The organism is Salinibacillus xinjiangensis (genome assembly GCF_009649735.1).
GTDB lineage: Bacteria > Bacillota > Bacilli > Bacillales > Alkalibacillaceae > Salinibacillus > Salinibacillus xinjiangensis.
The window spans coordinates 222764-248205 of record NZ_WJNH01000001.1 but is presented as its reverse complement, the minus strand read 5'-3'; the positions used below and the strand labels follow the sequence as shown (position 1 = coordinate 248205).

The 25442-nt window shown below is 40.8% G+C and carries 26 protein-coding genes; 24 read left to right on the top strand and 2 right to left on the bottom strand.

Features of this window, described 5'->3' with window-relative positions; translation table 11 throughout:
- Positions 1-262: 262 nt before the first annotated feature.
- The 8 genes from GH754_RS01115 to GH754_RS01080 are packed head-to-tail and all read left to right on the top strand — an operon-like array spanning position 263 to position 8717.
- Positions 263-568: a UxaA family hydrolase gene (locus GH754_RS01115; protein WP_194841248.1), complete on the top strand. Its 306-nt coding sequence runs from the start codon at positions 263-265 to the stop codon at positions 566-568.
- The gene (locus GH754_RS01110) at positions 565-1734 is read left to right on the top strand and encodes a UxaA family hydrolase (RefSeq protein WP_153726892.1); all 1170 of its coding nucleotides are present in this window, start codon (positions 565-567) and stop codon (positions 1732-1734) included. Before GH754_RS01115 ends, GH754_RS01110 begins: the two co-directional genes overlap by 4 nt.
- A gap of 31 nt (positions 1735-1765) precedes the next feature.
- Positions 1766-2836, top strand: a complete 1071-nt coding sequence (locus GH754_RS01105) for an Ldh family oxidoreductase (protein ID WP_153726891.1) — start codon at positions 1766-1768, stop codon at positions 2834-2836.
- 31 nt (positions 2837-2867) lie between these two features.
- The gene (locus GH754_RS01100) at positions 2868-3737 is read left to right on the top strand and encodes a fumarylacetoacetate hydrolase family protein (RefSeq protein ID WP_153726890.1); all 870 of its coding nucleotides are present in this window, start codon (positions 2868-2870) and stop codon (positions 3735-3737) included.
- A gap of 35 nt (positions 3738-3772) precedes the next feature.
- A complete protein-coding gene (locus tag GH754_RS01095; RefSeq protein ID WP_153726889.1) occupies positions 3773-4564 on the top strand; it encodes an SDR family oxidoreductase in 792 nt (263 codons plus the stop codon).
- 53 nt (positions 4565-4617) lie between these two features.
- Positions 4618-5976 carry an SLC13 family permease gene (locus GH754_RS01090; RefSeq protein WP_153726888.1) on the top strand — a complete coding sequence of 453 codons (1359 nt, stop codon included), beginning with the start codon at positions 4618-4620 and terminating at the stop codon, positions 5974-5976.
- 34 nt (positions 5977-6010) lie between these two features.
- The gene (locus tag GH754_RS01085; RefSeq protein WP_153726887.1) at positions 6011-7426 is read left to right on the top strand and encodes an FAD-binding oxidoreductase; all 1416 of its coding nucleotides are present in this window, start codon (positions 6011-6013) and stop codon (positions 7424-7426) included.
- On the top strand, positions 7419-8717 hold the full coding sequence (locus tag GH754_RS01080; protein WP_153726886.1) for a (Fe-S)-binding protein: 1299 nt from the start codon (positions 7419-7421) through the stop codon (positions 8715-8717). The genes GH754_RS01085 and GH754_RS01080 overlap by 8 nt, the downstream gene beginning before the upstream one ends.
- A gap of 33 nt (positions 8718-8750) precedes the next feature.
- Here the strand turns inward: GH754_RS01080 and GH754_RS01075 are convergent, their stop codons facing one another.
- On the bottom strand, positions 8751-9728 hold the full coding sequence (locus GH754_RS01075; RefSeq protein ID WP_153726885.1) for a 2-hydroxyacid dehydrogenase: 978 nt from the start codon (positions 9726-9728) through the stop codon (positions 8751-8753).
- 176 nt (positions 9729-9904) lie between these two features.
- Between GH754_RS01075 and GH754_RS01070 the strand changes: the two genes are divergently transcribed.
- The 16 genes from GH754_RS01070 to GH754_RS00995 all read left to right on the top strand — a co-directional run bounded on the left by GH754_RS01070 (position 9905) and on the right by GH754_RS00995 (position 24474).
- On the top strand, positions 9905-10579 hold the full coding sequence (locus GH754_RS01070; protein WP_153726884.1) for a GntR family transcriptional regulator: 675 nt from the start codon (positions 9905-9907) through the stop codon (positions 10577-10579).
- 2 nt (positions 10580-10581) lie between these two features.
- Positions 10582-11055 carry a MaoC family dehydratase N-terminal domain-containing protein gene (locus GH754_RS01065; RefSeq protein ID WP_153726883.1) on the top strand — a complete coding sequence of 158 codons (474 nt, stop codon included), beginning with the start codon at positions 10582-10584 and terminating at the stop codon, positions 11053-11055.
- Positions 11036-11434 (top strand): MaoC/PaaZ C-terminal domain-containing protein, encoded by a 399-nt coding sequence (locus GH754_RS01060; RefSeq protein ID WP_153726882.1) that lies wholly within the window; start codon positions 11036-11038, stop codon positions 11432-11434. Before GH754_RS01065 ends, GH754_RS01060 begins: the two co-directional genes overlap by 20 nt.
- Positions 11435-13132 carry an IlvD/Edd family dehydratase gene (locus tag GH754_RS01055; protein ID WP_153726881.1) on the top strand — a complete coding sequence of 566 codons (1698 nt, stop codon included), beginning with the start codon at positions 11435-11437 and terminating at the stop codon, positions 13130-13132. It abuts the gene before it with no gap.
- A 71-nt stretch (positions 13133-13203) separates the two neighbouring features.
- Positions 13204-13848, top strand: coding sequence for an aspartate/glutamate racemase family protein (locus GH754_RS01050; protein WP_153726880.1), 645 nt, complete (start codon positions 13204-13206; stop codon positions 13846-13848).
- A 186-nt stretch (positions 13849-14034) separates the two neighbouring features.
- Positions 14035-15237: an acyl-CoA dehydrogenase family protein gene (locus GH754_RS01045; RefSeq protein ID WP_323741791.1), complete on the top strand. Its 1203-nt coding sequence runs from the start codon at positions 14035-14037 to the stop codon at positions 15235-15237.
- A 53-nt stretch (positions 15238-15290) separates the two neighbouring features.
- A complete protein-coding gene (locus tag GH754_RS01040; RefSeq protein WP_153726879.1) occupies positions 15291-16685 on the top strand; it encodes a hypothetical protein in 1395 nt (464 codons plus the stop codon).
- Between the two features lie 34 nt (positions 16686-16719).
- Positions 16720-17490, top strand: a complete 771-nt coding sequence (locus GH754_RS01035) for an RraA family protein (RefSeq protein WP_228550087.1) — start codon at positions 16720-16722, stop codon at positions 17488-17490.
- A 13-nt stretch (positions 17491-17503) separates the two neighbouring features.
- Positions 17504-18028 carry a thiamine pyrophosphate-binding protein gene (locus GH754_RS01030; RefSeq protein ID WP_153726877.1) on the top strand — a complete coding sequence of 175 codons (525 nt, stop codon included), beginning with the start codon at positions 17504-17506 and terminating at the stop codon, positions 18026-18028.
- Entirely contained in the window at positions 18025-18597 is a 573-nt protein-coding gene (locus GH754_RS01025; RefSeq protein ID WP_153726876.1) for a thiamine pyrophosphate-dependent enzyme, read from the top strand. The genes GH754_RS01030 and GH754_RS01025 overlap by 4 nt, the downstream gene beginning before the upstream one ends.
- Complete coding sequence (locus tag GH754_RS01020) at positions 18598-19557, top strand: hydroxyacid dehydrogenase (RefSeq protein WP_153726875.1); 960 nt, start codon at positions 18598-18600, stop codon at positions 19555-19557.
- 28 nt (positions 19558-19585) lie between these two features.
- The gene (locus tag GH754_RS01015; RefSeq protein ID WP_153726874.1) at positions 19586-20386 is read left to right on the top strand and encodes an enoyl-CoA hydratase/isomerase family protein; all 801 of its coding nucleotides are present in this window, start codon (positions 19586-19588) and stop codon (positions 20384-20386) included.
- A gap of 26 nt (positions 20387-20412) precedes the next feature.
- On the top strand, positions 20413-21159 hold the full coding sequence (locus tag GH754_RS01010; protein WP_153726873.1) for an SDR family NAD(P)-dependent oxidoreductase: 747 nt from the start codon (positions 20413-20415) through the stop codon (positions 21157-21159).
- Positions 21160-21214: 55 nt separating this feature from the next.
- Complete coding sequence (locus GH754_RS01005) at positions 21215-22402, top strand: CaiB/BaiF CoA transferase family protein (protein WP_153726872.1); 1188 nt, start codon at positions 21215-21217, stop codon at positions 22400-22402.
- An 18-nt stretch (positions 22403-22420) separates the two neighbouring features.
- The gene (locus GH754_RS01000; protein WP_153726871.1) at positions 22421-23203 is read left to right on the top strand and encodes an SDR family NAD(P)-dependent oxidoreductase; all 783 of its coding nucleotides are present in this window, start codon (positions 22421-22423) and stop codon (positions 23201-23203) included.
- Between the two features lie 14 nt (positions 23204-23217).
- Positions 23218-24474, top strand: coding sequence for a nickel pincer cofactor-dependent isomerase, group 22 (locus tag GH754_RS00995; RefSeq protein ID WP_153726870.1), 1257 nt, complete (start codon positions 23218-23220; stop codon positions 24472-24474).
- 39 nt (positions 24475-24513) lie between these two features.
- On the opposite strand, the gene GH754_RS00990 is transcribed toward GH754_RS00995, so the two are convergent.
- Positions 24514-25428, bottom strand: a complete 915-nt coding sequence (locus GH754_RS00990; protein WP_194841247.1) for a LysR family transcriptional regulator — start codon at positions 25426-25428, stop codon at positions 24514-24516.
- Positions 25429-25442: the final 14 nt, after the last annotated feature.

Here is a 25442-nt window from a genome sequence, read left to right as displayed (position 1 = left end):
AAAAGCTTTGCGAAAACAGCTTTGATTAAAAACAAAGAATACATCTAGTACAATAGAATCATTATTACGACTAGAAAATAAAAATTTTCTATAAAAGCACATAAAATTATTTGAAATTTCTAAATATATTGTATAATGTTATGTAAGCGGAATTCTAATAGTGGTTGTGAAAAGTGTGAAATGGAATCAACCTTTATCATGCTCGCTATCATTTTGATACGACATCATTAATAAAATGATTGAAAAGGAGTTGATTGTATATATGGAACAGGAGACTACAGCCGGTGAGAAGAATAGTTTAGTCATTGATGCACGTGACAATGTGGGGATAGCCTTAACTGATTTGAAAGTTGGGGATATGTGTCTAGTATCAATCGGTAATAAAGTAGTTCAAGTAGAACTTAGGGATGATGTTGCTTTTGGACACAAATTTGCGTTGAAAACCTTCGCGAAGGATGAGAGCGTTTACAAATATGGTGAGGAAATCGGCAAAACCACCTCAAGTGTACCAATTGGAAGTTGGATTCATACGCATAACATGTACTGTGACAGGGGGTTAAAGGAATGACAGATACTTTTATGGGGTATCGGAGAGAGAATGGAAAGGTTGGCGTTCGAAATCTGATAGCTGTTATTCCCTCTGTTTTTTGCTCGGCAAAGGTAGCGGAACGGATTGCCTACCAAGTACCAGGGACGGTCCCTTTTAGACACCCGGTTGGCTGTAGCCAAGTTGGTGAGGATTTAGAAATCACCGCGAAAACCTTAATCCAAATCGGTAAAAACCCGAATTTTGCAGGGGTGGTTGTGGTTGGGTTGGGCTGTGAGCGCTTTTCACCTTATGAACTGGCCGATGGCATTGCACCTACTAAAAAAATGCTAGAAACGGTCGTCATTCAAGAGGAAGGTGACTCCTTACAAGCGATTCAGCAGGGGACAAAGCTCGCCCGTGAAATGCAGCAAAAGGCATCCTTTCAACAACGTGAAGAGGTACCTATCAGTGAGCTCATGATTGGCCTAAACTGTGGTGGTTCAGACATGACGTCAGGTCTATTCGCCAATCCAGCACTCGGGATTGCGTCAGATAAGGTAGTCGAGCAAGGAGGAAGCTCTATATTAAGTGAGCTTACAGAGCTTCTTGGTACCGAGCACATTCTAGCAAGAAGAGCTATGAGTGACTCAGTTGCAAATGAAATATGCGAAGTCATTCAAAAAATGGAGAACCGTTTGTTACAGCAAACGAAGAACTCAAGCAACAAAAACCGAAACCACCTCATCTCTAAAGGTAATTATGATGGAGGTTTGTCAAGTGTTGTAGAGAAGTCATTAGGAAGTATGAAAAAGTCAGGAAATGCTCCATTTAGTGGGGTGATTCGATACGGAGAAGAGCCAAAGGTAAAAGGACTGCATCTGTTAGACTCTCCTGGCCATGACGGGGAGGTCACGACAGGCCAAGTGGCAGCAGGAGCTCAAATCGTAGTCTTCCCAACTGGGCGAGGAACCCCAACAGGATTCCCAGGTATACCGGTTCTAAAGGTGACAGGGAACCCTAAAACATATACGAAAATGAAGGAAAATATTGATATTAACGCAGGGAAAATTTTAACCGGAGAAAGTACAATGGAGGAAATGGGAGAAGAAATCTATCAGGAAATCCTTCAAGTTGCTTCTGGCAAAACTGTCAAAGCCGAAATTTTAGGCCATGATGAGCAATTTTGTATTACTCGTGTTCCATAAATAGATTATAGATTGATTGGTGGGAAGATGATTGAAAGAAGCCAAGATTTCTTTTCGTGCAGAGTCCCTAGAAAGTTTTGCAACAGCTATTTTTCAAAAAGTTGGGTTAACGAATAAAGATGCCCAGCTCATAGCCAGACATTTAGTGTTAGCTAATCTAAGAGGTGTTGACTCCCATGGCTTATCGAAGGTGGATATTTACGTAAAACGATTTCAGGAAAAGATTGTGAACCGAAAGCCTACCATACAACGAATGAGGGAATCACCTGTAAGTGCTTTAATAGATGCTGATAATGGACCAGGTATCGTTGCTGCTACAGATGGCATCAAATTGGCAGTAGAAAAAGCAAAAGAAACTGGAGTCGGAATAGTAGGTATCACCCATTCAAATCATTGTGGAATGCTAGCTGATTATGTTCAATATGCCGTCCAGCATGAATGCATTGCCCTGGCCACAACGAACGCACCAGCTGTCATGGCGCCATGGGGAGGAAAAGGTCGTTTCTTTGGCACAAATCCCATAGCTTATGGAATCCCAACTGGGAAAGAAAAAGACATTATTTTCGATATGGCCACGAGTACGGTTGCTAAGGGTAAAATCATTTTGGCCAAGTTGAATGGTGAGAAAATCCCTTTAGGATGGGCAATCTCAAAAGAGGGCAAGCCAACGTCGGACCCAAATGAAGCAATAGAAGGACTAATTCTTCCTATGGGTGGCCCTAAAGGATATGGTTTAACCTTTTTAGTGGAAACCTTATCCGCCTTATTTACTGGAGCAGCATATGGGCCGCATATTAGTGATTTATTTACAGATTTTCAAAACAAACAAAATGTAGGTCATTTCTTTTTTGTTACTCGTGCAGACCTATTTCAGGACATAAACAAGTTTAAGGAACGAATGGATGAAATGATCCAAGAAATGAAGCAAATTCCGCTAACAGATGAAGTCGAACAAATTTTTCTTCCTGGGGAAATCGAGTTACATACCTATGAAAAACGGAAACACACAGGCATTCCCCTTTCAATCCCCTTAATAGACGAATTATCTAGTATAGCTAATCAACTCAATATTTCAAACCCTCTAGAATCTAGCAAACCATAATCCATTTATTAAGAAAAAAGGAGAGGATATGATGCGTTTAGCTACTATTTTGCAAGATAATCATGAGATGGGAGCCATCGTCGATAACCAGAAAGTTTACCCTTTAGAAACGGTAAATGCTTCTCTTGGTACGAACTGGTCAACCCCTGTCTTTGATGTAATTCAAAACGGTGAGCTTGAAGGGATGAGGGATTGGTATGATACAAAAGGGAGTAAGGAGTTAGCTTCACTTCCTGCTATCCAAGCGAATGAAGTAAGCTACGGTCCCTTATACCGACATCCCCATAAAATTTGGGGAATTGGTTTAAACTACGTGGAACATGCCACAGATTTATGTGAAAAGGCCCCAAATACAGAACCAGCAAGCTTTATGAAACCAGATACAGCGATCGTTGGCCCAGATGAAACAATTGAAATTCCCCACCAATCGGAGCGAACTACCGCAGAATCTGAGCTCGGGATTATTATTGGCAAGGAATGCAAAAATGTCTCAGAGGAAAATGCAAAAGATGTGATTGCTGGGTTTACGACTATCATTGACATGACTGCTGAAGACATTTTGCAAAAAAATCCTAGATACTTAACTCGTGCGAAAAGCTTTGATACCTTTTTCAGCTTCGGTCCACAGCTTGTTACACCGGATGAGGTGGAGGAGGTTCATGATTTAAATGTCGCAACCGTTATTAATGGAGAGATTCATCGGAAAAATGTGGTTTCCAACATGACGTTTCGTCCTTGGTATCTCGTTTCCTTCCATTCCAAGGTCATGACCCTAAAGCCCGGGGATATTATATCAACCGGTACCCCAGGAGCAATTGTCATTCGCGATGGCGATGTCGTAGAATGCCAGATTGATGGATTCGAGACGCTTAAGAATCATGTGAAAGACTTAAAAGCATAGATGAATATATTCATAAATAAACTAGGAGGCTAAACATGGATCTTCAATTAAAAGGAAAATCAGTTCTAGTAACTGCTTCAAGTAAAGGATTAGGAAAAGCAACAGCCTTAGAATTCGCAAAGGAAGGCGCAAAAGTTGTGATCTCTAGTAGAAATGAAGAAGAATTGCAGAAAACCGCAGAGGAATTAAAGAGCGTGAGTGGAAATGATCACGTCCACTATGTTCCCTGTGATATTACCGACTACAATTCGATAAAAAACCTAGTAGAAAAAACGGTAGAGCTGCATGGCACTGTTGATGTATTAATCAATAATTCTGGCGGCCCACCTGCAGGCACATTTGATAGCTTGACTGATGAACAATGGCAAAAGGCTTTCGAGTTAAATCTATTAAGCTTCACCCGTTTAGTTCGAGAAGTATTGCCATACATGCGAAACAGCGGCGGAGGTCACATTGCAAACTTTACCTCCTCTTCTATTAAACAGACATTAGATAATTTAATTTTATCCAATACATACCGAGCGGGTGTGGTTGGGTTAGCGAAGAGCCTGTCCCAAGAGTTGGCAAAGGATAATATTTTAGTAAATACGATTGGGCCAGGTAGAATCGGCACCGACCGTGTAGCTCAATTGGATGCCATTCGTGCTGACAAGTTAGGTGTAACGTATGAAGAAGTTAAATCGTCCACTGAGCAAAACATTCCGATTGGAAGATATGGGAAGCCAGAGGAATTCGGGAAGTTAGTTGTCTTCCTATGCTCCAGTGCTAACACGTATATTACAGGTCAGTCCTTGCTTGTGGATGGGGGACTTGTAAAAGCCTTATAATAGGAAATTTTGGGATTGGAGTTCATGGGTGCTATATAGGGCGGGGGAATCTAATGAATGTTTGGCGAAAGATTGTAATTTTCATCTTACTTTCCTTAAATCTGTATGCCTTTTTTCTACATTCTAGAGAAGCCGTATTCCTTATCTTAATAACATCAGTCCTCCTTTATGCGACTGAGCTTATTCCTCCGATTTATACTAGCTTTCTCTTATTGTTTTTGCTGTTTATCCACGTTCCGGTTGAAATGCAGGATCGCATTTTGGCCGGTTTCCAATCCCAAATTCTTTTCTTTCTCATTGGTGTCATTGGGATTGGCATTGCTGTAGCCAATTCAGGCATTGGGAAGGGATTTATGTATTTGCTTGATAGGGTTATGACGAAATTGATGTTACCTTTTTCGCTAATGTTAACCATCACACTCATACCCCTTTCATTATTTTTACCGTCATCCATTACTAGAAATGCCATGCTTCATCCCCTTTTGAAAACATTCATAAAAGCTAGAGGGTTAGAAAAGGAAGAAAAACGGATTGGCTTAACACTAGGTATGCTAAACCCATTAGTTTCCTCCGCTCTTTTAACAGGGGGACTATCTTCTATTTTAACAGCTAGTTTATTAGGGGGAATCACTTGGTGGTCATGGTTTTTGATGATGGCGATTCCTTATTATACAGTTTTGTTTGTTGGCTTAGGATATATTTTGATTCGATATCCGTTGAAACAAACCTATACTGAGAGTATGGATGTTAGGCAAATTGAAAGACTGGCACCACCTGAATTTTCACGAGATGACTGGAAAATGATTGGGATTCTGCTATTTGTCGTAGGGTTTTGGATGAGTGATTCAGTTCATCAATTTCCTCCTGTCGTGGGTGCATTATTAGGGGCAGTCCTTTTATTTATATTTACCCCCAATTTAAATTGGGAGGATATCAAACAGTCCAATGCCTTTGAAAATTTAATCATCATTGGTTCTATGCTGTCTTTAATTGAAGTTGTCAGTGATTATGGGGTGTTTACTGATCTATCACAATTAATTACTCATGTTTTTTCTGATCAGTGGAGCTATATCATGATTGTTGTCATCGTCATTATATTTACGATGATTTTTAATATTTTTATCCCTAGTATTGTGGTTTGTATTTCCATACTCGTTCCATTATTCAGTGAAGTCGCGGAGTCGGTAGGGCTAAATCCTATTCTCATCGCCCTGTTAGTTGCGCTCACGGTTGATGGAGTGAAATTTTATCCTGCACAATCAACTCCAATTTTAATGGTGTATGACAAAAATGAATTTACGGTTAGGGATATTGCTCAGATGGGTGTGGCGATGTTCTTCCTATTAATTGTAGTGGTTTTCGTAATTATTCTACCTTATTGGAGACTCATAGGATTGCAACTATTTTTGTAGATAAGGTACGCTTTTAAGAAAGGAGGTCGATAGAATGATTGAACTCTTAAATGGCTTCTTAAAGGAGCTATCCCATGCAATCGACAATAGAAAAGTTTTAACAAAGGAAGAGGACCGCTACTGTTATTCCTATGATGCTTCCTTTGGTCAGTATTTGCCAGATGTCGTGATCCAGCCAACGGAAACAGAGGAAGTAGCGACTTTGGTGAAGCTAGCCAATAAATATGGCGTTCCCATCTATCCGAGGGGACAAGGAACCAGTTTAAGTGGAGGTCCACTACCAGTTGAAGGGGGAGCGGTGATAGATTGCTCACAGTGGAATCAAAAACTTGAAATTTATCCTGAAGACATGATTGCTGTCGTTTCTCCTGGGGTATTAACGTCATCTATTGACCAGAAAGCCAATCAGTACGGCCTTATGTATGCGCCAGACCCTAGTAGTTCAAACGTATCCACAATTGGAGGGAATTTAGCCGAAAACTCGGGTGGTCCTCGGGGGTTAAAGTATGGAGTAACGAAGGATTATGTGATTGGATTAGAGGTTGTAACGCCAGAGGGAGATATTATTAAAACGGGCGGACGTACGGTTAAAAATGTGACAGGGTATGATTTAACTAAGCTTATTGTAGGTTCAGAGGGTACGTTAGGCATTATTACAGAGGCGATTTTACGTTTAATTCCAAAGCCACAGGCAACAGAAACCTTAATGGCAACCTTTCACGATATTGTGGACTCGGGGAAAGCAATCTCTACCATTCTTCAGACGGGAATTGTTCCTGCTAAGATGGAGATGATGGACCAAGCTTCAATTAGGGCGGTGGAAGACTATCAGCCACTAGGACTGCCAACGGATGTGGAAGCCATTCTATTAATTGAACTGGACGGCCATCAAGTGGCCATTAAAGAAGAAATTGAAAAGGTCAGAGTAACGTGTGAAGAAATGGGTGCGAAGGAGGTTAAGGTGGCCAAGAGCAAGGAAGAGGCATTGGAATTATGGAAAGCCCGAAAGCTTGTCTCTCCTGCAATTGTTAAAATCAAACCTACGAAAATTTCTGAGGATGCCACTGTTCCAAGGAGTCAAATTCCAGCCATGTTTGAGAGATTAAAAGAAATTAGAGAAAAATATCACCTTCACCTCGTCGTTTTTGGCCATGCAGGAGATGGTAATCTTCATCCCAATATCATTGCGGACATTCGTGATCATGAAGAAATGGAACGTGTGGAACAAGCGGTAGAAGAAATTTTCCATGCAGCTGTAGAGCTTGGTGGAACTCTTTCTGGTGAGCATGGTATAGGAACGATGAAATCTCCTTTTATGGAAATGGAATTAGGGGAGGTTGGTTTAGAGATGATGAAACGTATAAAGGAGAGCTGGGATCCCAACCACATTATGAACCCTGGCAAAATATTTCCGAGTCCAGGACAAAGGCTTGTGTTAAGAAATGACTAAAGTAGCGAAACAAAATCTTAAAGATAAATTAGCTTACGACGAAACCTTTAGCTGTGTGCAGTGTGGGTATTGTTTACCTGCATGTCCCACTTATCAGACGATGGGAAAGGAATCCCATTCACCAAGAGGACGAATTAATCTTGTCAAACTAGCAGCAGAGGGCAAAATCCCACTTTCACGATTAGAGGAACCAATTGATTTATGCTTAGGTTGCCGCGCATGTGAGCCAGCCTGTCCGACCAATGTTCAATACGGGAAAATATTAGAATCAGCCAAGGTAGTTCTATTTGAAGAAAAGAAGGAGGAAAGAAAAGGGGTATCTGCACGTGCAGAAGACTTCCTATTTAATCATATATTTCCGTACCCTAGTAGACTGAATAAAATAGGCTCCTCCATGTTTTTCTATCAACTTACAGGAATGAAAAAGGCATTGCACGCAACGAAATTAATCAATGTCCTCCCAGAGCGTCTTAGCAAGTTTGACAAAATCACTCCAAAGCCAGCAGGACCTTTTCAGCGGAGACGAGAACACCATTTACTTCCAAAGAATCAGCCTGTTCTAAAAGTTGGTTTCTTTCCTGGATGTATTATGGATACCGTATTTCGGGATATCAATAATATGAGCATGAAGCTTCTTCAAGCAGCTGGATGTGAAGTGGAGATTGTGGATCAACAAACCTGCTGTGGGGCCTTACATAGCCATCGAGGCGATCGGCAGACAGCCAAGGAGCTGGCGAAGCAAAATATAGAAGCATTTGAACGGGAAGATTTCGCCTACATCGTAAACAGTATCGGTGGATGTGGGGCCATGCTGTCGGAATATCATCACTTATTTGAAGATGATATGGAATGGTATGAGCGGGCTAAGGCATTTGCTTCAAAAACAAAGGATATCAGCTATGTGCTTTCTCAGCTAGAGCTACCCTTTAAAAAAGATGTACAATTAACGGTAACGTACCAGCCTTCCTGTCATATGACCAATGTTCAAAAGCTCACTGATGAGCCATTAGCTCTACTTAAGTCCATTCCAGGGATTACCTTCATCCCCATGGAAAAACCCAACAAGTGCTGCGGGTCTGCTGGCATCTATAATCTTGTTCATTACGATGAATCAATGGATATTTTAGATGAAAAGATGAAAGATGTGAATCAAGTTTCAGTAGATGGAATTGTCACCACAAATCCAGGCTGTCATCTACAAATGAAGCTAGGAGTGGAACGCGAAGGAAAATCAGATCAAATCAAAGTTTATCATCTTGTGGAGCTGTTAGGGGAGGCCTGTGGATTATAAATCATCCAAAAAAAAGGATTTCAGCCTAGAAGTCTAGGGCTGAAATACCTCCTGATTGATAGCATTAGGTGGGCGCTCTCCACGCAAGGCGGCTAATAGATTTTCAGTAGCCAGCAATCCCATGGCTTCCCTCGTTTCAAGCGTTCGGGAGCCAATATGCGGAAAAGTAACGATGTTCTTAAGTGTCAACAATGGGTTTGTTGTGTCAATAGGTTCTTTGGAGTAGACATCCAATCCGGCTGCTAAAATTTCTTGATCGTGTAGGGCGTGATATAGCGCTGCTTCGTTTACCACTTCTCCACGAGAGCCATTAACAAAAATAGCGGAAGGCTTCATGACGCGGAATTCTCGCTCGCCAAACAGGCCTTTGGTTTCAGGAGTAAGTGGAGTCATCACACAAACAAAATCAGAATCCCGAAGTAGGTCATCGAGGGGAAGGTATTTTGCTCCATATTCAGCTTCGGCTTTCGCATTCCGAGAACGATTATGATAAAGGATGTTCATATCAAAGCCTTTATTAGCTCTTTTCGCGATAGCTTCACCAATTCCTCCCAACCCTACAATTCCTAACGTTTTTCCATGGACATTTACACCATAAAGAGATTCAGGGATTGCCTTTGTGGTCCAATGGCCTTGTTTGACGTAAGAATCCATCTCACTAAACCGTCTAGCTGTAGTAAGTAATAAACCAAAAATAGTATCTGCTGTTGTTTCATTTAAAACGCCAGGGGTATTGGTGGCTATTACTTTTCTATCTGTCATAGCCTTTATATCAAAATTATCATAGCCAACGGAAACTGTACTGACAACCTTTAACATTGGGGTGTACTTGAGGAGTTCTTCGGTGATTTTGGGCTTAGGCCCGATGATACCTTCAATATCTTGTAACATCTGAATATGTTGTTCGTTTTCCATATCCAAATTGTCAGTTTCAAAAACCGTACATTCTTTTTTAAGGAGTTCACGTGCTGCTTCAGGAATATGGTCATTAATTAAAATTTTAGGCTTCAACTAGTATTGCTCCTTCCTTTTCATAGATTTTATCCTCTACTTTAATAGACTATCACATTTATTCTTGATTTAGAATTCAAATATAGTGAAAATTCAAACACATAATCGAGCATTTCAGAAGGAGGCGAGTCCTAAACATTACGCTACATCATAACTGAAAGGAGTGTGAAGGGTAATTGACAACAAAAGAAAACAAATCAACCATTCAGTTGCGTGTAACCAATGAGCTACGAAGGGCAATTTTTCAAGGGATTTTTACCGAGGGAGAGCGGCTAATACAAGAGGAGTGGGCGGAAAGGCTAGGCGTGAGCCGGATGCCGATTAGAGAAGCGTTGAAACAGCTTGAATTAGAAGGATTAGTCAAGGTTGAACCTCGAAAAGGGGCCATTGTGACTCCTATTACGAGTCATGATATTCAGGAGATTTATACAGTCCGATCCTTTTTAGAAGTATTAGCCGTTGAAAAAGCTTTGCCTTATATTACGAAACAGGATGAACAGAAATTAGAGCAACTATTATTAAAAATGGAAGGCTTAACCATTACTAATGAGAATGTAAAGGACTATATCCAATTAAATAATGATTTTCACAAACTGCTCAGAGAGAGGTGTCCATGGGTCAGAGTAAAGCAACAGATTGATATGCTCTGGCTAGGCTTTTTGCCATTTTCTAGTCCAAATATTTTATCCCATTGTTATGATCAGGCTAAAGATGAGCACCGGATGATTTTTGAGGCTGTGAAAAAAAGAGAGCCTGAGATGGTAAAGCTAACATTACGCTACCATATCCAACGTAACAAAAGCAGTTTGTTGTCTGTGATGGATAAAAGTAAGAATGGAAAAGAGGGATGATGATGTGGGAATCATTTTTCGGAATTCGTTCCCAGCCTGTTAAAAATGTAATTGAAGCCAAATCTATTAAACGATTTGCTAGAGCCATTGGGGATGATTCACCCATTTACTTGGACGAAGAATATGCTAAAACGTCCCCACATGGGCAAATTATAGCTCCACCTACCTTTCCAAGAACATTGGATTACGGGCAAATTGAAGGAGTGGAGTTTCCAAAAGAGGGAATGCTTCACGGGGAACAAACCTTTCATTATAAGCGCCCCTTGTATGCTGGGGATGAGATTTATTGTTGTTATGAGCTTTACTCATTTGATAGAAAGCAGGGTAAAAAGGGAGCTTTGGGGATATTGAAGGTCAAGCAGTATGGATGTAAGGATCAAAAGTTAGAAGAGCAAATCTTCACCTCTATTCGAACATTAATTTTCACAGAGAAAGTACTTAAGGAGGTGGAGGCTAATGAAAAACCATCTACCTGAAGGACTTCAAAAAGAAATCCAGTTGCCACCCATTACAAAGGAACAATTAAGCGAATATGCAGAAGCTTCTACAGACCTTAACCCCATCCATATTGATGATCAAAAAGCTCGAGAATTTGGACTACTAGGTGTGATTGCTCATGGCATGCTCACGATGGCTTTTATGAGTAAAATCTTCACCCCAGTATTAGAAAGGGGTGGCATGGTTCAAGACTTCCATGCCCGTTTTAAAGCCAAAGTGTTTGAGGGAGATTCATTAACCGTAAAAGCCATGCCATCCGAAACAGATGATGTTCAAATTTCTGTTTTTAACCAGCATCAGGATGAAGTTGCAACTGGATATGCAAACATAAAATGTTTATCTAAAGGGGGAGATTAGATGACTGAGCGAAGAAAGGTAGCATCATATGGGGACGCGGGCTTTAGTCAATTTTTACGGAAGGCATTTGCACGTCATCTTGGCCATAGTACGGAGGATTTTAAAAAGCCTGTCATTGGCATATGTAATACCGAAAGTGAAGTCAATCGCTGTCATACTCATTTTGGGCCAATAGTAGAGGCAATCAAACGAGGAGTGCTTATGGAAGGGGGAATCCCTCTTGAGTTCCCAACGATTTCTCTAGGGGAAAGCTTTACGACACCTACAACCATGCTATTTCGTAATCTAGCCGCGATGGATACAGAAGAAATGGTGAGAGCCCAGCCGTTAGATGGAGTCGTCTTAATTGGTGGCTGTGACAAAATGACCCCCGCTCAATTAATGGGAGCAGCGAGTGCCGACATCCCTGCCATTATGTTTACAGGTGGACCAATGGGAAATGGAGAATACCAAGGACAAACGTTAGGTGCCTGTTCAGATTGCCGCTTTTTTTGGCAGGAATACCGTAGTGGGACCATTAATGATGAACAGCTGGAGGAAATCAATGAATCCCTAGCCCCAACGGCAGGACACTGTATGGTGATGGGCAGTGCAAGTACGATGGCTGTTGTATCTGAGGCACTGGGGATGATGCTTCCAGGAGCAGCGGCGATACCTGCTACGGAAAATAAGCGACTGGCAGCGGCTCAGGAAACGGGAAAACAGATTGTGCAGCTTGTATCTAAGGACATCACACCGTCTCAAATTATGACAAGGGAAGCCTTTGAAAACGCCATTCGAATGATTATGGCCATTGGGGGTTCCACGAATGCGGTTATCCATTTAGTAGCGATTGCGGGTAGACTAGGCATTAAACTACCAATGGACTTATTTGATCAAATCGGGAAAGAGACGCCGTTTATTGCAAATTTACGTCCAGCAGGTAAATATCAGATGCAGGAACTTTATTATGCTGGCGGAGCCCCGGCTGTTATGAAAGAATTAAAGGATTATCTTCATTTAGATGAACTAACGGTTACGGGTAATACCATCAGAGAAAATTTACAGGGAGTCAAAGCAGTTTCTGATGTGTATCGGGATATTATTTATCCTGTTCAACAGCCTTTACATAAAGGTGAAGGGATTGCTGTATTAAAGGGAAACTTAGCGCCGAATGGAGCCCTCATTAAGCCTAAGGCTGCATCTAAGGATTTATTGAAACATAAAGGTAGGGCGGTTGTATTTTTTTCTATTCAGGATATGGAGGAGAGAATCGACGACCCAGATTTGGATGTGAACAAGGATGATATTTTAGTGTTGAAAAATGCAGGTCCAGTTGGTGCACCAGGAATGCCAGAGGCGGGGATGCTGCCAATCCCAGAAAAACTGCTAAAACAAGGGGTACGGGATATGGTGCGTATCTCTGATTGTCGCATGAGCGGTACGGCTTTTGGAACCGTTGTTTTACATGTGGCACCTGAGGCTGCGGTTGGAGGTCCATTAGCCCTTGTTGAAACTGGGGATATGATTGAGCTGGACGTGGAAGCTCGAAAACTAGCATTGGATATCTCGGATACGGAACTCAATCAACGAAAAGCCAATTTAAAATCAGTAAGACCTTTAGCTGAACGAGGTTATACTAGGTTGTATCAGCAGCATGTGTTACAGGCTGATGAAGGCTGTGATTTCGATTTCTTGGTGAAGGCAGAGAACGAGTAAAATAGTTATGATTCTTTTTCCCCATTGTGGTTGGGGGTTCTTTTTTTGAATAAAAATTTGGAGGGATTTTCATGAAGGTTGGACTAATCCATGCCTTAACTTCTTCGGTACCCCCAATCGAAAAGGCATTTTATGAAATAGCGCCTGAAGTGGAATTGGTGCATGTGATGGATACGGAATTATTATCCATGATCAAGCGAGAACAAACGCAAAGCCCACAAATTATTCGTCGTTTTTCTAAACTCATCCATTTGGTAACAGAATCTAAGGTAGATTGTATACAATTTACATGTTCTGCTTTTAATAATTTAACAACCATTTTTCAGCCAATGTCGGAGGTTAGACTATTTCGTTCCGATGAGGCCATGTTAGATGTAGCCCTACAATATGAGCGAATTGGCCTTATTTCAACCGTTGAGGAAACACCACCTGTTCTTATTCATTACTTACGTCAAAGGAAACCTAGCATAGAAATACAAACGATGGTGAATACAGAGGGACTACAAGCTTTAAACAGAGGAGATCAAGACAATCATGATGAGCTAGTCCTAGACATGATGAAACAGCTGGAACCTGAGGTCGATGCGATTGTTCTGTCTCAATACAGTCTTTCACATCTGGCTACAAAAGTGGAGAGCTCAATCCCAATCCTTACAGGACCAAAAGAAAGTGCTAAACGCTGCCTCAGATACTTACAACCAGTCAATAAAAATTAAAAATTTCTATAAAAAAGTTGAAAAAAATTAGGTTTTATAATAACATTTAATTTAATAAATATTCTAATAATTCATAATAATAAATACACATCTATTTTCCCCATTATAATCTTCTACTACATAATACAAGATTCATGAACAATACATTTCCTTATCAAAAATCATAGGGATAGGAGATTGATTCAAGTGAATTTTGACCTAAGTGATGAGAACCTTCAAGTAAAAGAAATGGCGCGTAACTTTGCCGAAAAAGAAATTCTTCCACATGTAAAAGAATATGAACAAGCTGGAAAATTCCCAAAAGAAATTTTAAGAAAAATGGGTGAGACAGGGATGTTTGGTGCTTGTTTCCCCGAACAGTACGGCGGGTCTGAACTAGGGTTCTTGAATCTTGCTATATTAGCTGAGGAAATTTCAAAAGCCCATCCTGCATTTGGTTATGCCTTTAATATGCAAGCTATGACCTGTCCGTTTACCATCTTGAATTGGGGGACTGAAGAGCAAATTGAGAAATATGTTCCACGTTTAATTCAAGCAGATTTTATTGGGATGTTTGGATTAACGGAATCAGGTGGTGGCTCTGATGCAGCAGGCTCGATGAAAACGACAGCAAGACTCGAGGGAGACGAGTATGTGTTAAATGGCTCCAAAACATTTATTACCTTTGCAAATGAAGCAGATGTAGGGGTATTGTTTGCTAAAACGGACTTGAATGCGGGACATAAGGGAATTTCTGCTTTTATTATTGAAACGGATCGCCCAGGATTTGAAGCGAAACCGATTCCCATCACTTCATTAGGGAATATGATGCGAAGCTGTGAGGTCTTCCTGGAGGATTATCGAATCCCAAAAAAGAACTTGCTAGGGAAAGAAGAAGAAGGATTTAAGATTGCTATGAATGCACTGGATTACGGTCGTTTGACGGTACCGGCGAGACTCGTAGGAATTGCCCAAGGCTGTCTAGAAGAGTCGATTCAGTATTGCAATGAACGAGTGGTCGGTGGCAATCCGATTGGTGAATACCAAATGATTAAGCATCTTATTGCCGATATGACCGTTGAAACTGATGCGGCAAGACTCCAAACATACAGAAGTGCTTATTTAAAGGATAAAGGAGAGACTGCCACGAGGGAAAGCGCTTACTCTAAGTATTTTGCTTCTGAGGTTGCGGCAAAGGCGACACGAATGGCTCTTGAAATATTTGGAGGAGTAGGGATAACAGATGAATACCCGATTATGAAGTATGTCAATTACGCAAACATGCTCCACTTTGGGGAAGGATCGGCTAATATCCAACGCATATTAATTGCGGATGATGCGTTAGGATACAAAAATGCAAATCGACACCATATCAAACGGAAATTTACATTGAGTAGTGATATTCAATAATTTAGTTCAGTGTTCGGTTTTGAACAAAATCATATTGTTAGGACAGTGAGAATATGATGCAGCATTTAAAGGGAACGACTACTCTTCTGCGGGGATTGTTATTACTGCTAGTCGCTTTTGTCTATATACTGTATTCGGTAACAAGTATGGATCTAACCCATATCCTCGTTGGTTTGGTTGTCGTGACCTTCCTTATATCATGGCCAAGTATGGCACTTTTTCCAAAGGTCATGAGCGGTATCCTCGTCATATTGGGAAATGTTCTTTTCTACTTCTATGGGGAAAGCACCATGTATTGGGAGGAGGCTATACTTAGCAATGTTGGTTTAGTGGCGTTATTCATCTCTGTACCACTTTTGTCTTATCCGCTTCGCCACGGCGGCTATATTGCATACATGAATGATTTTATTCGAAATTACTTAAAAAAAGATATTAAGATTGTAGCGTTTGTTACCGCTATTACCTGTATTATCAGTTCGTTTTTAAATATGGGATCGTTAAGGGTTACATACGATCTGTTTGCCAACCGATTTGAACATGCTCATAAAATTTTTGCCAAAAGTCTCATACAGGGTTTTTCGCTAGCGGCCTTTTGGTCCCCTTATTTTGCGGGAGTTGCCATTACGCTACATTTAGTCGGGGTTAGCTTTGTTTCATTTATGGGGTATGGTTTGAGTATGGTTGTGATTAGTTATGTCACATCATTTTTCTTAAACTTTCTCTATATTAATTATGAAAAAAAGAATGGTTCCTACCAGTTCATGGCAGCTACTTATGAGGAAAAGACAGAAGTAATACCCAAAATCAAGCATAAAAAAGGGGTAGAACTAATTGTAGTATTTGTTGGATTATTCCTAGCTTTATTCTTTTTGGAAAGATGGTTACCGTACAATGTCCTACTATTAATTACAATGGTTGCCTTTACATACCCTTTAATCTGGTCACTCTTAATCGGGAAGATAAAAAAGTTATTCTTTTCTATGAAAGATTATGTTGTTCAAGTTGTTCCTAATGTCCATAACGAATCCATCATGATTATTTCCGCTACTTTTTTTTCACAAATGATCCAGCTTACGAGTTTGCCACACTATTTATCTCAGTTTTTCCTTAGCATAAGTCAATATTCCGTTATTTTTACTGTCCTTATTATTCTAGTAAGTTCTGTAATCATCGCATTCTTTATCCATCAAATACTTCCCGTATCGATTTTTGCTACGACATTATCACCTGAAGTTATTGGCTTAAAGCCAGAATTGCTAGTGTTAACGCTTGTTTTAAGTTGGGGAATTATTCCGTTACTATCCCCAGTTTCTGGCGCAAACCTAATAACGGGTAATCTCTTTCACACTAAAGCATTTGAAATAGGAATTTGGAATATAAAATATGTCCTAATACTTATAGTCATAGCTTCCATCACGATTTCGATTATGAATGAAATTCCAATTTAATTGTATTTTGAAAATATTTTGCGAGGTGATGTTAATGAAGGTAGACGAATTAAATAAATATGAAAAGAAATTAATGGGATTGATTCCCCCTGAGAGAATTCAAAAGGTAGATTTTCCGAGACCCCCAAAGGAGCTTGTCGAGGCTTTTAAGGAGTTTGAAGGGCTAACACCTACAGTTTCAGATGTATTGGATTCGCTTGGAATCAAAGGAGCGATTTCCGCAAGTCGTCTTAAGCCAGTTGTAAAGGGGAAAAAGATTGTAGGACCGGCAATAACCATTCGTTATATTCCCGAAAGCATTACACCTGATTACGGATACTTACAAAAGGAACGTGCTAAGCTTGCCGACCGAGATGTGTATGCGTTAGGGGAGGAGGGAGATGTACCTGTATTTGATGCTAAAAGCCTTGGAGATGTGTCTGTTCAAGGCGGAATGTCCACTCTTGTAGCTCAAAAATGGGGAATGGCAGGAAATATCGTGGATGGTGGTGTTCGAGACATTGATACGATATATAAACTAGATTATCCAGTCTGGAGTACAGGCCAAACACCGATAACAGGAAAGTATAGGGTAGAGGCAATGGAAATCAATGGCCCAATTACGATTGCAGATGTCCGAGTGAATCCGGGGGATCTAATCATTGCCGATGATAGTGGTGTAGTTGTTGTACCTTTTGAAAAAATTGAGGTTGTTTTAGAGAAAACAAAGGAAGCGGTCAAAAAGGAAGATGAGGTGCTTAAGTTATTTGAAAGTGGGGCATCAATTGAGGAAATAAGTAAAATATTACCGCCTAGTAAATGGTAAGGAGGTACCGTTCATGGCCAAATTTCAGGAAGTAGCCTGTAAAGAAATCATAAAAGGGATTGAGGATATTCATCCTGATTATTTTCTATCGATTCCCTGTAGTACGGTTGGACCGGTGATTAAACATTTCGAAGAACACAACGAAATAAAATCCTTTCCTGTCAGTAGAGAAGAGGATGGAGTGGGCATTGCAGCTGGCATTAGTTTAGGCGGAAAATTACCTGTAATGCTGATACAGGATACGGGGATTGGTAATTCTATTTTAGCGATTACTACCTTTGCGCAAGCCTATCATGTTCCCATGCTGATTTTAGTTACACGACGAGGAGGATTTGGAGAAATCAACTCTGCTGTGAATCTATTTTCAGAGCCTTTACCACGAATTTTAGATGATGCGGCAGTTAAAACGTTTAAGCTAGATTATAAAGTACCCCTTAAGGAATGGAACGTTGCCATCAGTCAGGCAGCCAAGTATGCACAGGATACCCACCGGCCAATTATTGTCATGTTTAATATTAAGGGTGGTGCTGAACAATGATGTCAAGAATGGATGCTTTAAAGGTTTTGTATACGTATACCGAAAATATACCAGTCATTTCTTCTTGCGGTAATACATCGCGTGAATGGGCCAGTCTTGGAAGACGAGATAATCATTTGTATATGGTAGATACGATGGGGTTAACCCCCTCTGTTGCCATAGGTGTCAGTTTAGCCATAGAGGATTCGGGATTTAAGAAGTGTATAGGGATTGAAGGCGATGGTGGTGTTCTTATGAATCCTAACTCGCTAGCTTCTGCAAGTTATTTACAACCGGAAAAATGGCTCTTGATTGTTTTTGATAATGGATGCTTTGGTTCTACAGGTGGTCAGACATCTTTTGCTAGTAAAATCGATATTGCAGGTGTAGCAAGAGGCTTTCAGCTTGAAACCCTTGCTGTCGATAATCTCGAAGACTTTGAAAAAGCAGTTGTAACCGGCTTGGAGGCAGAGGGGCCATTTGTCATTCATGCCAAAATTAATCAAGAAAATCATAAGGCCACTTTTATCAATGACGATCCTGCCGTTTTGGCTTATAAATTCTCCAGTTTTATAGAGGGGGAAAAGTAGATGAAGGCCCTAGTTATTGACCGAATACATGAGGATGGAATTGACGTTTTAAACCAATATTTTGAAACGGTAGATATCCATCACAATATTTCTAGAAAAGAGTTAGCAGCAATTGTTGGAGATTACGACATGCTGATTGGGCGGGCGGCTCCGGCAACAGGAGTCATTGAGAAGCCTACGCTTGAAGACAGTGGGAAACTTAAGGTGATTGGTATTGCATCTGTTGGTTTAGACCAATTCGACCAAGAATATATAGAATCAAAAGGCATTAAGTTGATTAATCTGCCAGGTGTCAATTCAATTTCGGTTGCGGAGCATACGGTTACGTTACTTCTTTGTGGGATGAGATACATTCTACTAGCCTATGAACAAATGAAAAAAGGAATATGGAATAAGCATGGGTTCAATGAAGCTCTCGAGCTAAACGGAAAAACCATTGGGATTATCGGTTTTGGGAATACCGGCAAAGCTGTAAGTCAAATTGTACGAAGTGGTTTTGGGATGAATGTTTTGGCCTATGACCCTTATATAAATAAACAAGAGGCGTCATCAAATAGGGGAACATTAGTATCGTTGGAAGAGCTCCTGTCTTCCTCTGATGTGGTGTCTATACATGCTCCGCTGACAGATGAAACCTATCATATGATTGGAGAAGGCGAATTAAAAAGCATGAAAAAGGGTGCGATTTTATTGAATTCAGCACGAGGAGGAATCGTGGATGAGGACGCACTATATCAAGTGTTGTCAAATCGCCATCTCCGGTTTGCAGGTCTTGACGTACAAGAGCAGGAGCCTTGCTATGAATCTCCTCTTTTTTCACTTGATAATTTTATCGCAACCCCGCACATTGCCGGATTAACAGAGGATGCCCTAAGTAGAGCTGGCAAAAGAGTAGCAGTAGAATGTCTTCAATACTTAGGGGTTGAGATAAAGGAAGATACAGATGCTGTTTCAACATAACGACTAATGAAAGATAGGAGGAGGAATCATGACAGATCGACATATTCTGTTTGAAACAAGAGACGATGGGATTGCCGTACTGACATTAAATAGACCAGACTTTTTAAACTCTTTTAGTCATGAAATGATTTCTGATTGGCATAGATACTTAATAGAGTTTGATGAAAACCCAGATTTAAATGTATTAATTGTAACAGCTAAAGGGAGAGCCTTTTCCGCAGGCGGTGATATTAAGGCTTTAGCTAAGGGAGAGGGATTCATTGGCGAGCCTAAGGAGGATTTATGGAGCAACGCTTTCAAAAGAAAGGAAGCACTTTGGGGGAACATCCAGAAGATTGCCTTGAAAATGGAGGAAATCGATAAACCGGTTCTTTCCTGTATCAATGGGGCCGCAATTGGTGCAGGGTTAGACATGGCGCTAATGTGTGACATACGCTTTTGCGCGGAGCATGCCAAATTAGGTGAAGGTTATATCAATCTAGGATTAGTTCCGGGAGACGGTGGGGGTTATTTTCTACCAAAGCTTGTCGGGATCCCAAAAGCGTTGGAAATGCTTTGGACGGGGGATCGTATCAAAACGGAGGAAGCCCTCCGAATTGGGTTAGTGGATTATGTTTACCCAGCAGAAGAGATCTTTGACCGCACGATGGATTTTGCCAACGTGTTGAATTCGAAACCACAACAAACAGTAAGAATGATGAAAAGACTTGTCAAAAGCCATCATAAGGTAGATTTGCGCACACACCTAGACATGGTCTCTTCCCATATGGCTGTTGTGACGGATACGAATGAATATATAGAGCTATTAGAGCAAATGAAAAAATCATAGAATAAAAGAAATTGGGGGATAAAGCTATGGACACTGTCAATAAAGTTGTTCTCATAACGGGAGGAAGCTCCGGGATTGGTCAGGAAACAGCCAGGATACTTGGCAAGGATGGAGTTGGAGTAATCGTTAATTATAACCGGAATGAACATGGGGCTGAAGAGACAAAGGCTATTGTGGAAAGTCAGGGTGGTAGATGTATCATGGTTCAAGCAGACGTTTCCAACAAAGAAAAAGTCGATATGATGGTAGAAAAGGCAATCGAAACCTTTGGCCAAATTGATATATTAGTCAATAACGCTGGTGCCGCTATTAAGCGAAGCTCCTTTCTCGATATTGATGAAGAACTTTGGGATAAGACCTATGACGTGAATGTCAAAAGTATGTTTCTCGTTTCACAAGCGGTCTTAAAGCATATGGTCCAACGTAAAAGTGGAAAGGTCATTAACATTTCATCAGTGGCCGCTAGACGTGGAGGAGCAGGAGAAAGCATTCATTATGCATCCACAAAAGGAGCTGTCAATACACTTACAGTAGGACTCGCAAAGGAATTTGCTCCTCATGGTATTTTAGTGAACGGTATTGCCCCGGGCTTTATCATGTCGCCTTTTCAAGAAAAGTACTCTACGCAGGAGCGAATTGACCGGATTATTCCAACCATCCCACTTAAACGTGCTGGTACCGCTAAGGATATTGCGGAAATGGTTTCATTTCTAGCATCGGATGCAGCCAATTATATTATGGGAGAGACTTTTACGGTTAGTGGCGGACGATAATCATAGATTGATAGATTTATTATAGATTTCACACTATTTCTCAGGAGGAAGTTACATGTTACAACCTTTAGAGGATATAAAAGTACTTGATTTATCACGTGTATATGCAGGCCCAGGAGGTTCAATGATTTTAGGTGACTTAGGTGCCGATGTAGTCCGTATTGAGTCGCCTGGTGGCACGGATAGTATGAGAGACTGGACGCCTATAATAGATGGGGAAAGCACCTATTATATGTGCGCCAATCGTAACAAGCAATCCATTACACTAAATTTGAAACACGAAAAAGGTAAAGAGATTTTCTTGAAATTAGTGAAGAACGCTGATGTAGTATTAGAAAACTTTAAGACCGGAACTTTAAATCGAATGGGACTAGGATATGATGAGCTCAAAAAGGTCAATCCAGGTATTATTTTATGCTCCGTTACAGGTTATGGTCAAACAGGGCCCTTTAAGGATGAGCCTGGATTTGATCCGGTTATTCAAGCAATAGGTGGGCTGATGAGCCTTACTGGTGAACCAGATGGCGACCCGCTCAGAGTTGGGCTACCCGTAGTAGACATTATGACAAGTCAATACGTGGCCATTAGTATACTCTCAGCTATCCGTTTGCGAGACCAGACAGGTGATGGGCAACACCTTGATCTATCACTCCTTGATGTTCAAATTAGTACATTAGCAAATGCGGCGAGCAGCTATTTAAATTCCGGAAGTGTTCAACAACGGTTAGGAAATAACCACAGCTATATTGTGCCTTATCAAGTTTTCCAATGTAAGGATCGCCCCCTTATGGTGTGCGCGGGCAATGATCGATTGTATCAAAAACTATGTGACCTCCTTGGGCATCCAGAATGGGCAGAGGATGAAAGGTTCAGTACAAACGATAAACGAATTGAACATCGCGATGAACTGACAGAGAAAATCCAAGCTGTGTTTTATGAAAAAACAGCTGACGAATGGTTCAACATTTTGTCTGATGCCAAAGTGCCAGCAGGTCCTGTGAATAACATTGATCAAGTATTTGAACATCCACAAGTGAAGGCAAGAGGATCAGTAGAAGAGATCCCCCATCCAACATTAGGAAAGATTAAGGTGGTAAAAAGCCCTATGCGGTTTTCAAATCTTGGCATTACCACAAAAAAGCATCCTCCATTATTGGGAGAAAACGCAAATGATTTTTACGAAGAAACATTAGGCCTTAGTAAAGAAGAAATTGAAAAACTAAGAGAAGAAGGCATTATTTAAGGGTAAGGAGAGATTGCTATGGATTTAAGTTTGACAGACAAGGTCGCCATTGTAACCGGTGGAAGCAAGGGGATTGGCTTTCAAACGGCCCTTCATTTAGTGAGAGAGGGTGCAAAGATGACCATTTGCGCTCGAGGTCAAGAAAACCTAGAAACAGCTGCAGCTAAAATAAAGGAAGAAACAGGCGGTAGTGTAATCCCCATTCAAGCGGACGTGAGGAAGGCAGAAGATTGCCAAATGGTAGTTGAGGAGACCATTAAGCAATTTGGACGATTAGATATTTTAATTAATAATGCCGGAACATCAAGTGCAAAGTCCTTTGAAGAAGTAGACTTAGACACTTGGGCGGAAGATATGGACTTAAAGCTTTACGGAGCTATCAACTTTTCCAAAAGCGCAGTCCCATATATGAAGGAGGTTGGGAAGGGGTCCATTATTAACATTACAGCAGTCATTGGGAAAACACCCCCTGGTTCATCACTACCTACCTCCGTTTCTCGTGCAGCTGGTCTAGGATTAACAAAGGCAATGAGCAAAGACTTAGGCAAATATTCAATTCGAGTTAATGCTGTATGTATTGGTTTAATTAAAAGCGATCAAATTCAAAAACGCTGGCAACGAACAGCAGGACATTTAACATGGGAGGAATATTCAAAAGACCCAAAACACGCGATCCCCTTAGGAAGAATTGGCGAAACAGAGGAAGCAGCAAATGTTATCACTTATTTAGCTTCTGATGCAGCATCCTATGTAACCGGTACTGCTATAAATGTAGACGGTGGAAGGGGTGCGGCACTCTAAAAGGGGGAATACTCATGATCGAGATGTATGAGATTGAACAGACCTTTGCTAATGAAAAAACTCACGATATCAGAAGTCGTGTTCATGCTGAAATTAAGGCTTGTTTGCCAACATCTTCTTTGCCCCAAAACGCAGAAATTGCTGTTACGGCTGGGAGCAGAGGGATTTCCAATATTGTAGAGATTTTGAGAGAAACCGTTTCTGTATTAAAGGACCTTGGCTACTCACCATTTTTAATACCTGCAATGGGTAGTCACGGTGGTGCTACAGCAGAAGGGCAAATGGAAGTACTGAAACACCTCGACATCACAGAGGATACGGTTGGTGCTGAAATCAGATCAAGCATGGAGGTTGAGTTAGTCGGCCATACACCACAAGGGAATGCGGTTTATATGGATAAGCATGCCTTTCATGCGGATGGAATTGTTGTCGTTAACCGAGTAAAAGCCCATACAGCGTTTCGAGGAAGTGTAGAAAGTGGCCTAAGCAAAATGGTCACGATTGGTCTTGGCAAGATAAAGGGAGCGACATTCGTTCATAGTAATGGGGCACTAAAAATGGCTGAAAATATCATAAATGTGTCCAAGTATGCCATTGAGCACAGTCCAATCCTAATGGGCCTCGCGATTGTGGAGAATGGCTATGACGAAACTGCTGATATTGTAGGTGTAAGGAAAGACGAATGGCATGAAAGGGAGGCCGATTTACTGAAAAAATCTAAAGCTATGATGCCGAGCTTACCAATTGATGAAATAGATATTTTGATCGTAGAAGAAATGGGAAAATGCTTTAGTGGAACTGGGATGGACCCAAATATCATTGGGCGCTGGAGAATAGACGGAGTTCCAGAGCCAAAACGGCCTAATATAACTAGATTAGTAGTTTTAGATTTAGCAGAAAAATCCTTTGGAAATGCACAGGGGATCGGGCTTGCTGATTTTACGACTGATCGTTTAGTAGACAAAATAGATAGAAAGTCTACTTATACCAATGCACTTACAGCAACATATCTGAAACGGGCCATGCTACCTATGATATACCCAACAGAGAAGGAAGCGATTGAAACAGCGATTCAAAGCTTAGGTCCAACTACAGATCTAGAAACCTTAAAGATTGTCCAAATACCCAACACGCTACATTTAAATCGGGCATTTATCTCAAAAACCGTATTAAAAGAGTTAGAGAAGGAAACTAAAGAATTTGAAGTCAAAGGGACACAGCAGCTTGATTTTACAAAGACAGGTGAGCTAACTGAAAAAATAACAGTTTAGGAGCAGGCTCTGACCTAACAGCAAAGCCCGCTAAGCTCATTACTGCTTTAAGGTGAAAGGCTGTTCTTCCTTGATATAGTTCAGGAAGTTCAAAACAGGTCCAAGCATAATTAAATCCTTTTGATAAATCAAATGAGAGTATCTAATCATGTCCGGAAACGGCTCAACGTCTAATACTTTTAGTGTTCCCTTGTTTAATTCTTCTTGGATAGATATCAATGGCAGTACCGATATACCCATATTAATTTCGAGCATTTTCTTGACAGTCTGAATGTTGTTCAGCTCCATACTTATTCTCGGTTCCATTCCCTCACTTGTAAAAATATTTTCGATTTGAGTCCAGTAGGTAGATTTTTTACCAAAAACAATAAAGGGCTCATTTCTCACATCATCAATGGATACTGTCTCTTTTTGTGCTAACCAATGATTTGCTGACACAACAAATACGGACGGGTCTTCTCCAATGTAGATGTTATGGAACCGATCATCCGTAAAGTTCGGTGATCCTGTTCGAATAAAGGCAAAATGAACCTCGCGCTGATCGACCATATCAATCATTTTTGGCGTGAATTCTGTATGTAGAACGATTTCAAGTGATGGATAGTTTTGTTTAAATTTTTCAAGTAACGGGGGTAGGTACCAAAGGCAGAAGGTATGGGAAGTAACCAAGGACAAGGAGCCTGTATTTCCATATTTATAATGCTTTAACGCTTCCTCGGCTTCCTCAACAAGAGAAAGAATTTGGTTTGAGTAGCTATATAAAATTTTCCCGGCGTCAGTTAGATTACCCATCGTTTTATGTTTTCGTTTAAATAATTGCAAACCAAGCGTTTCTTCTAGGGTTTTCATTTGAGCACTCACAGTAGGCTGAGACACCGTCAACTCTCGTGCTGCGCTGGAAAAGTTTTGGTGCTCACAGATTTTATTAAAGACCTCTAAATATTTAATTTCCATTTCATCAGCCTCCT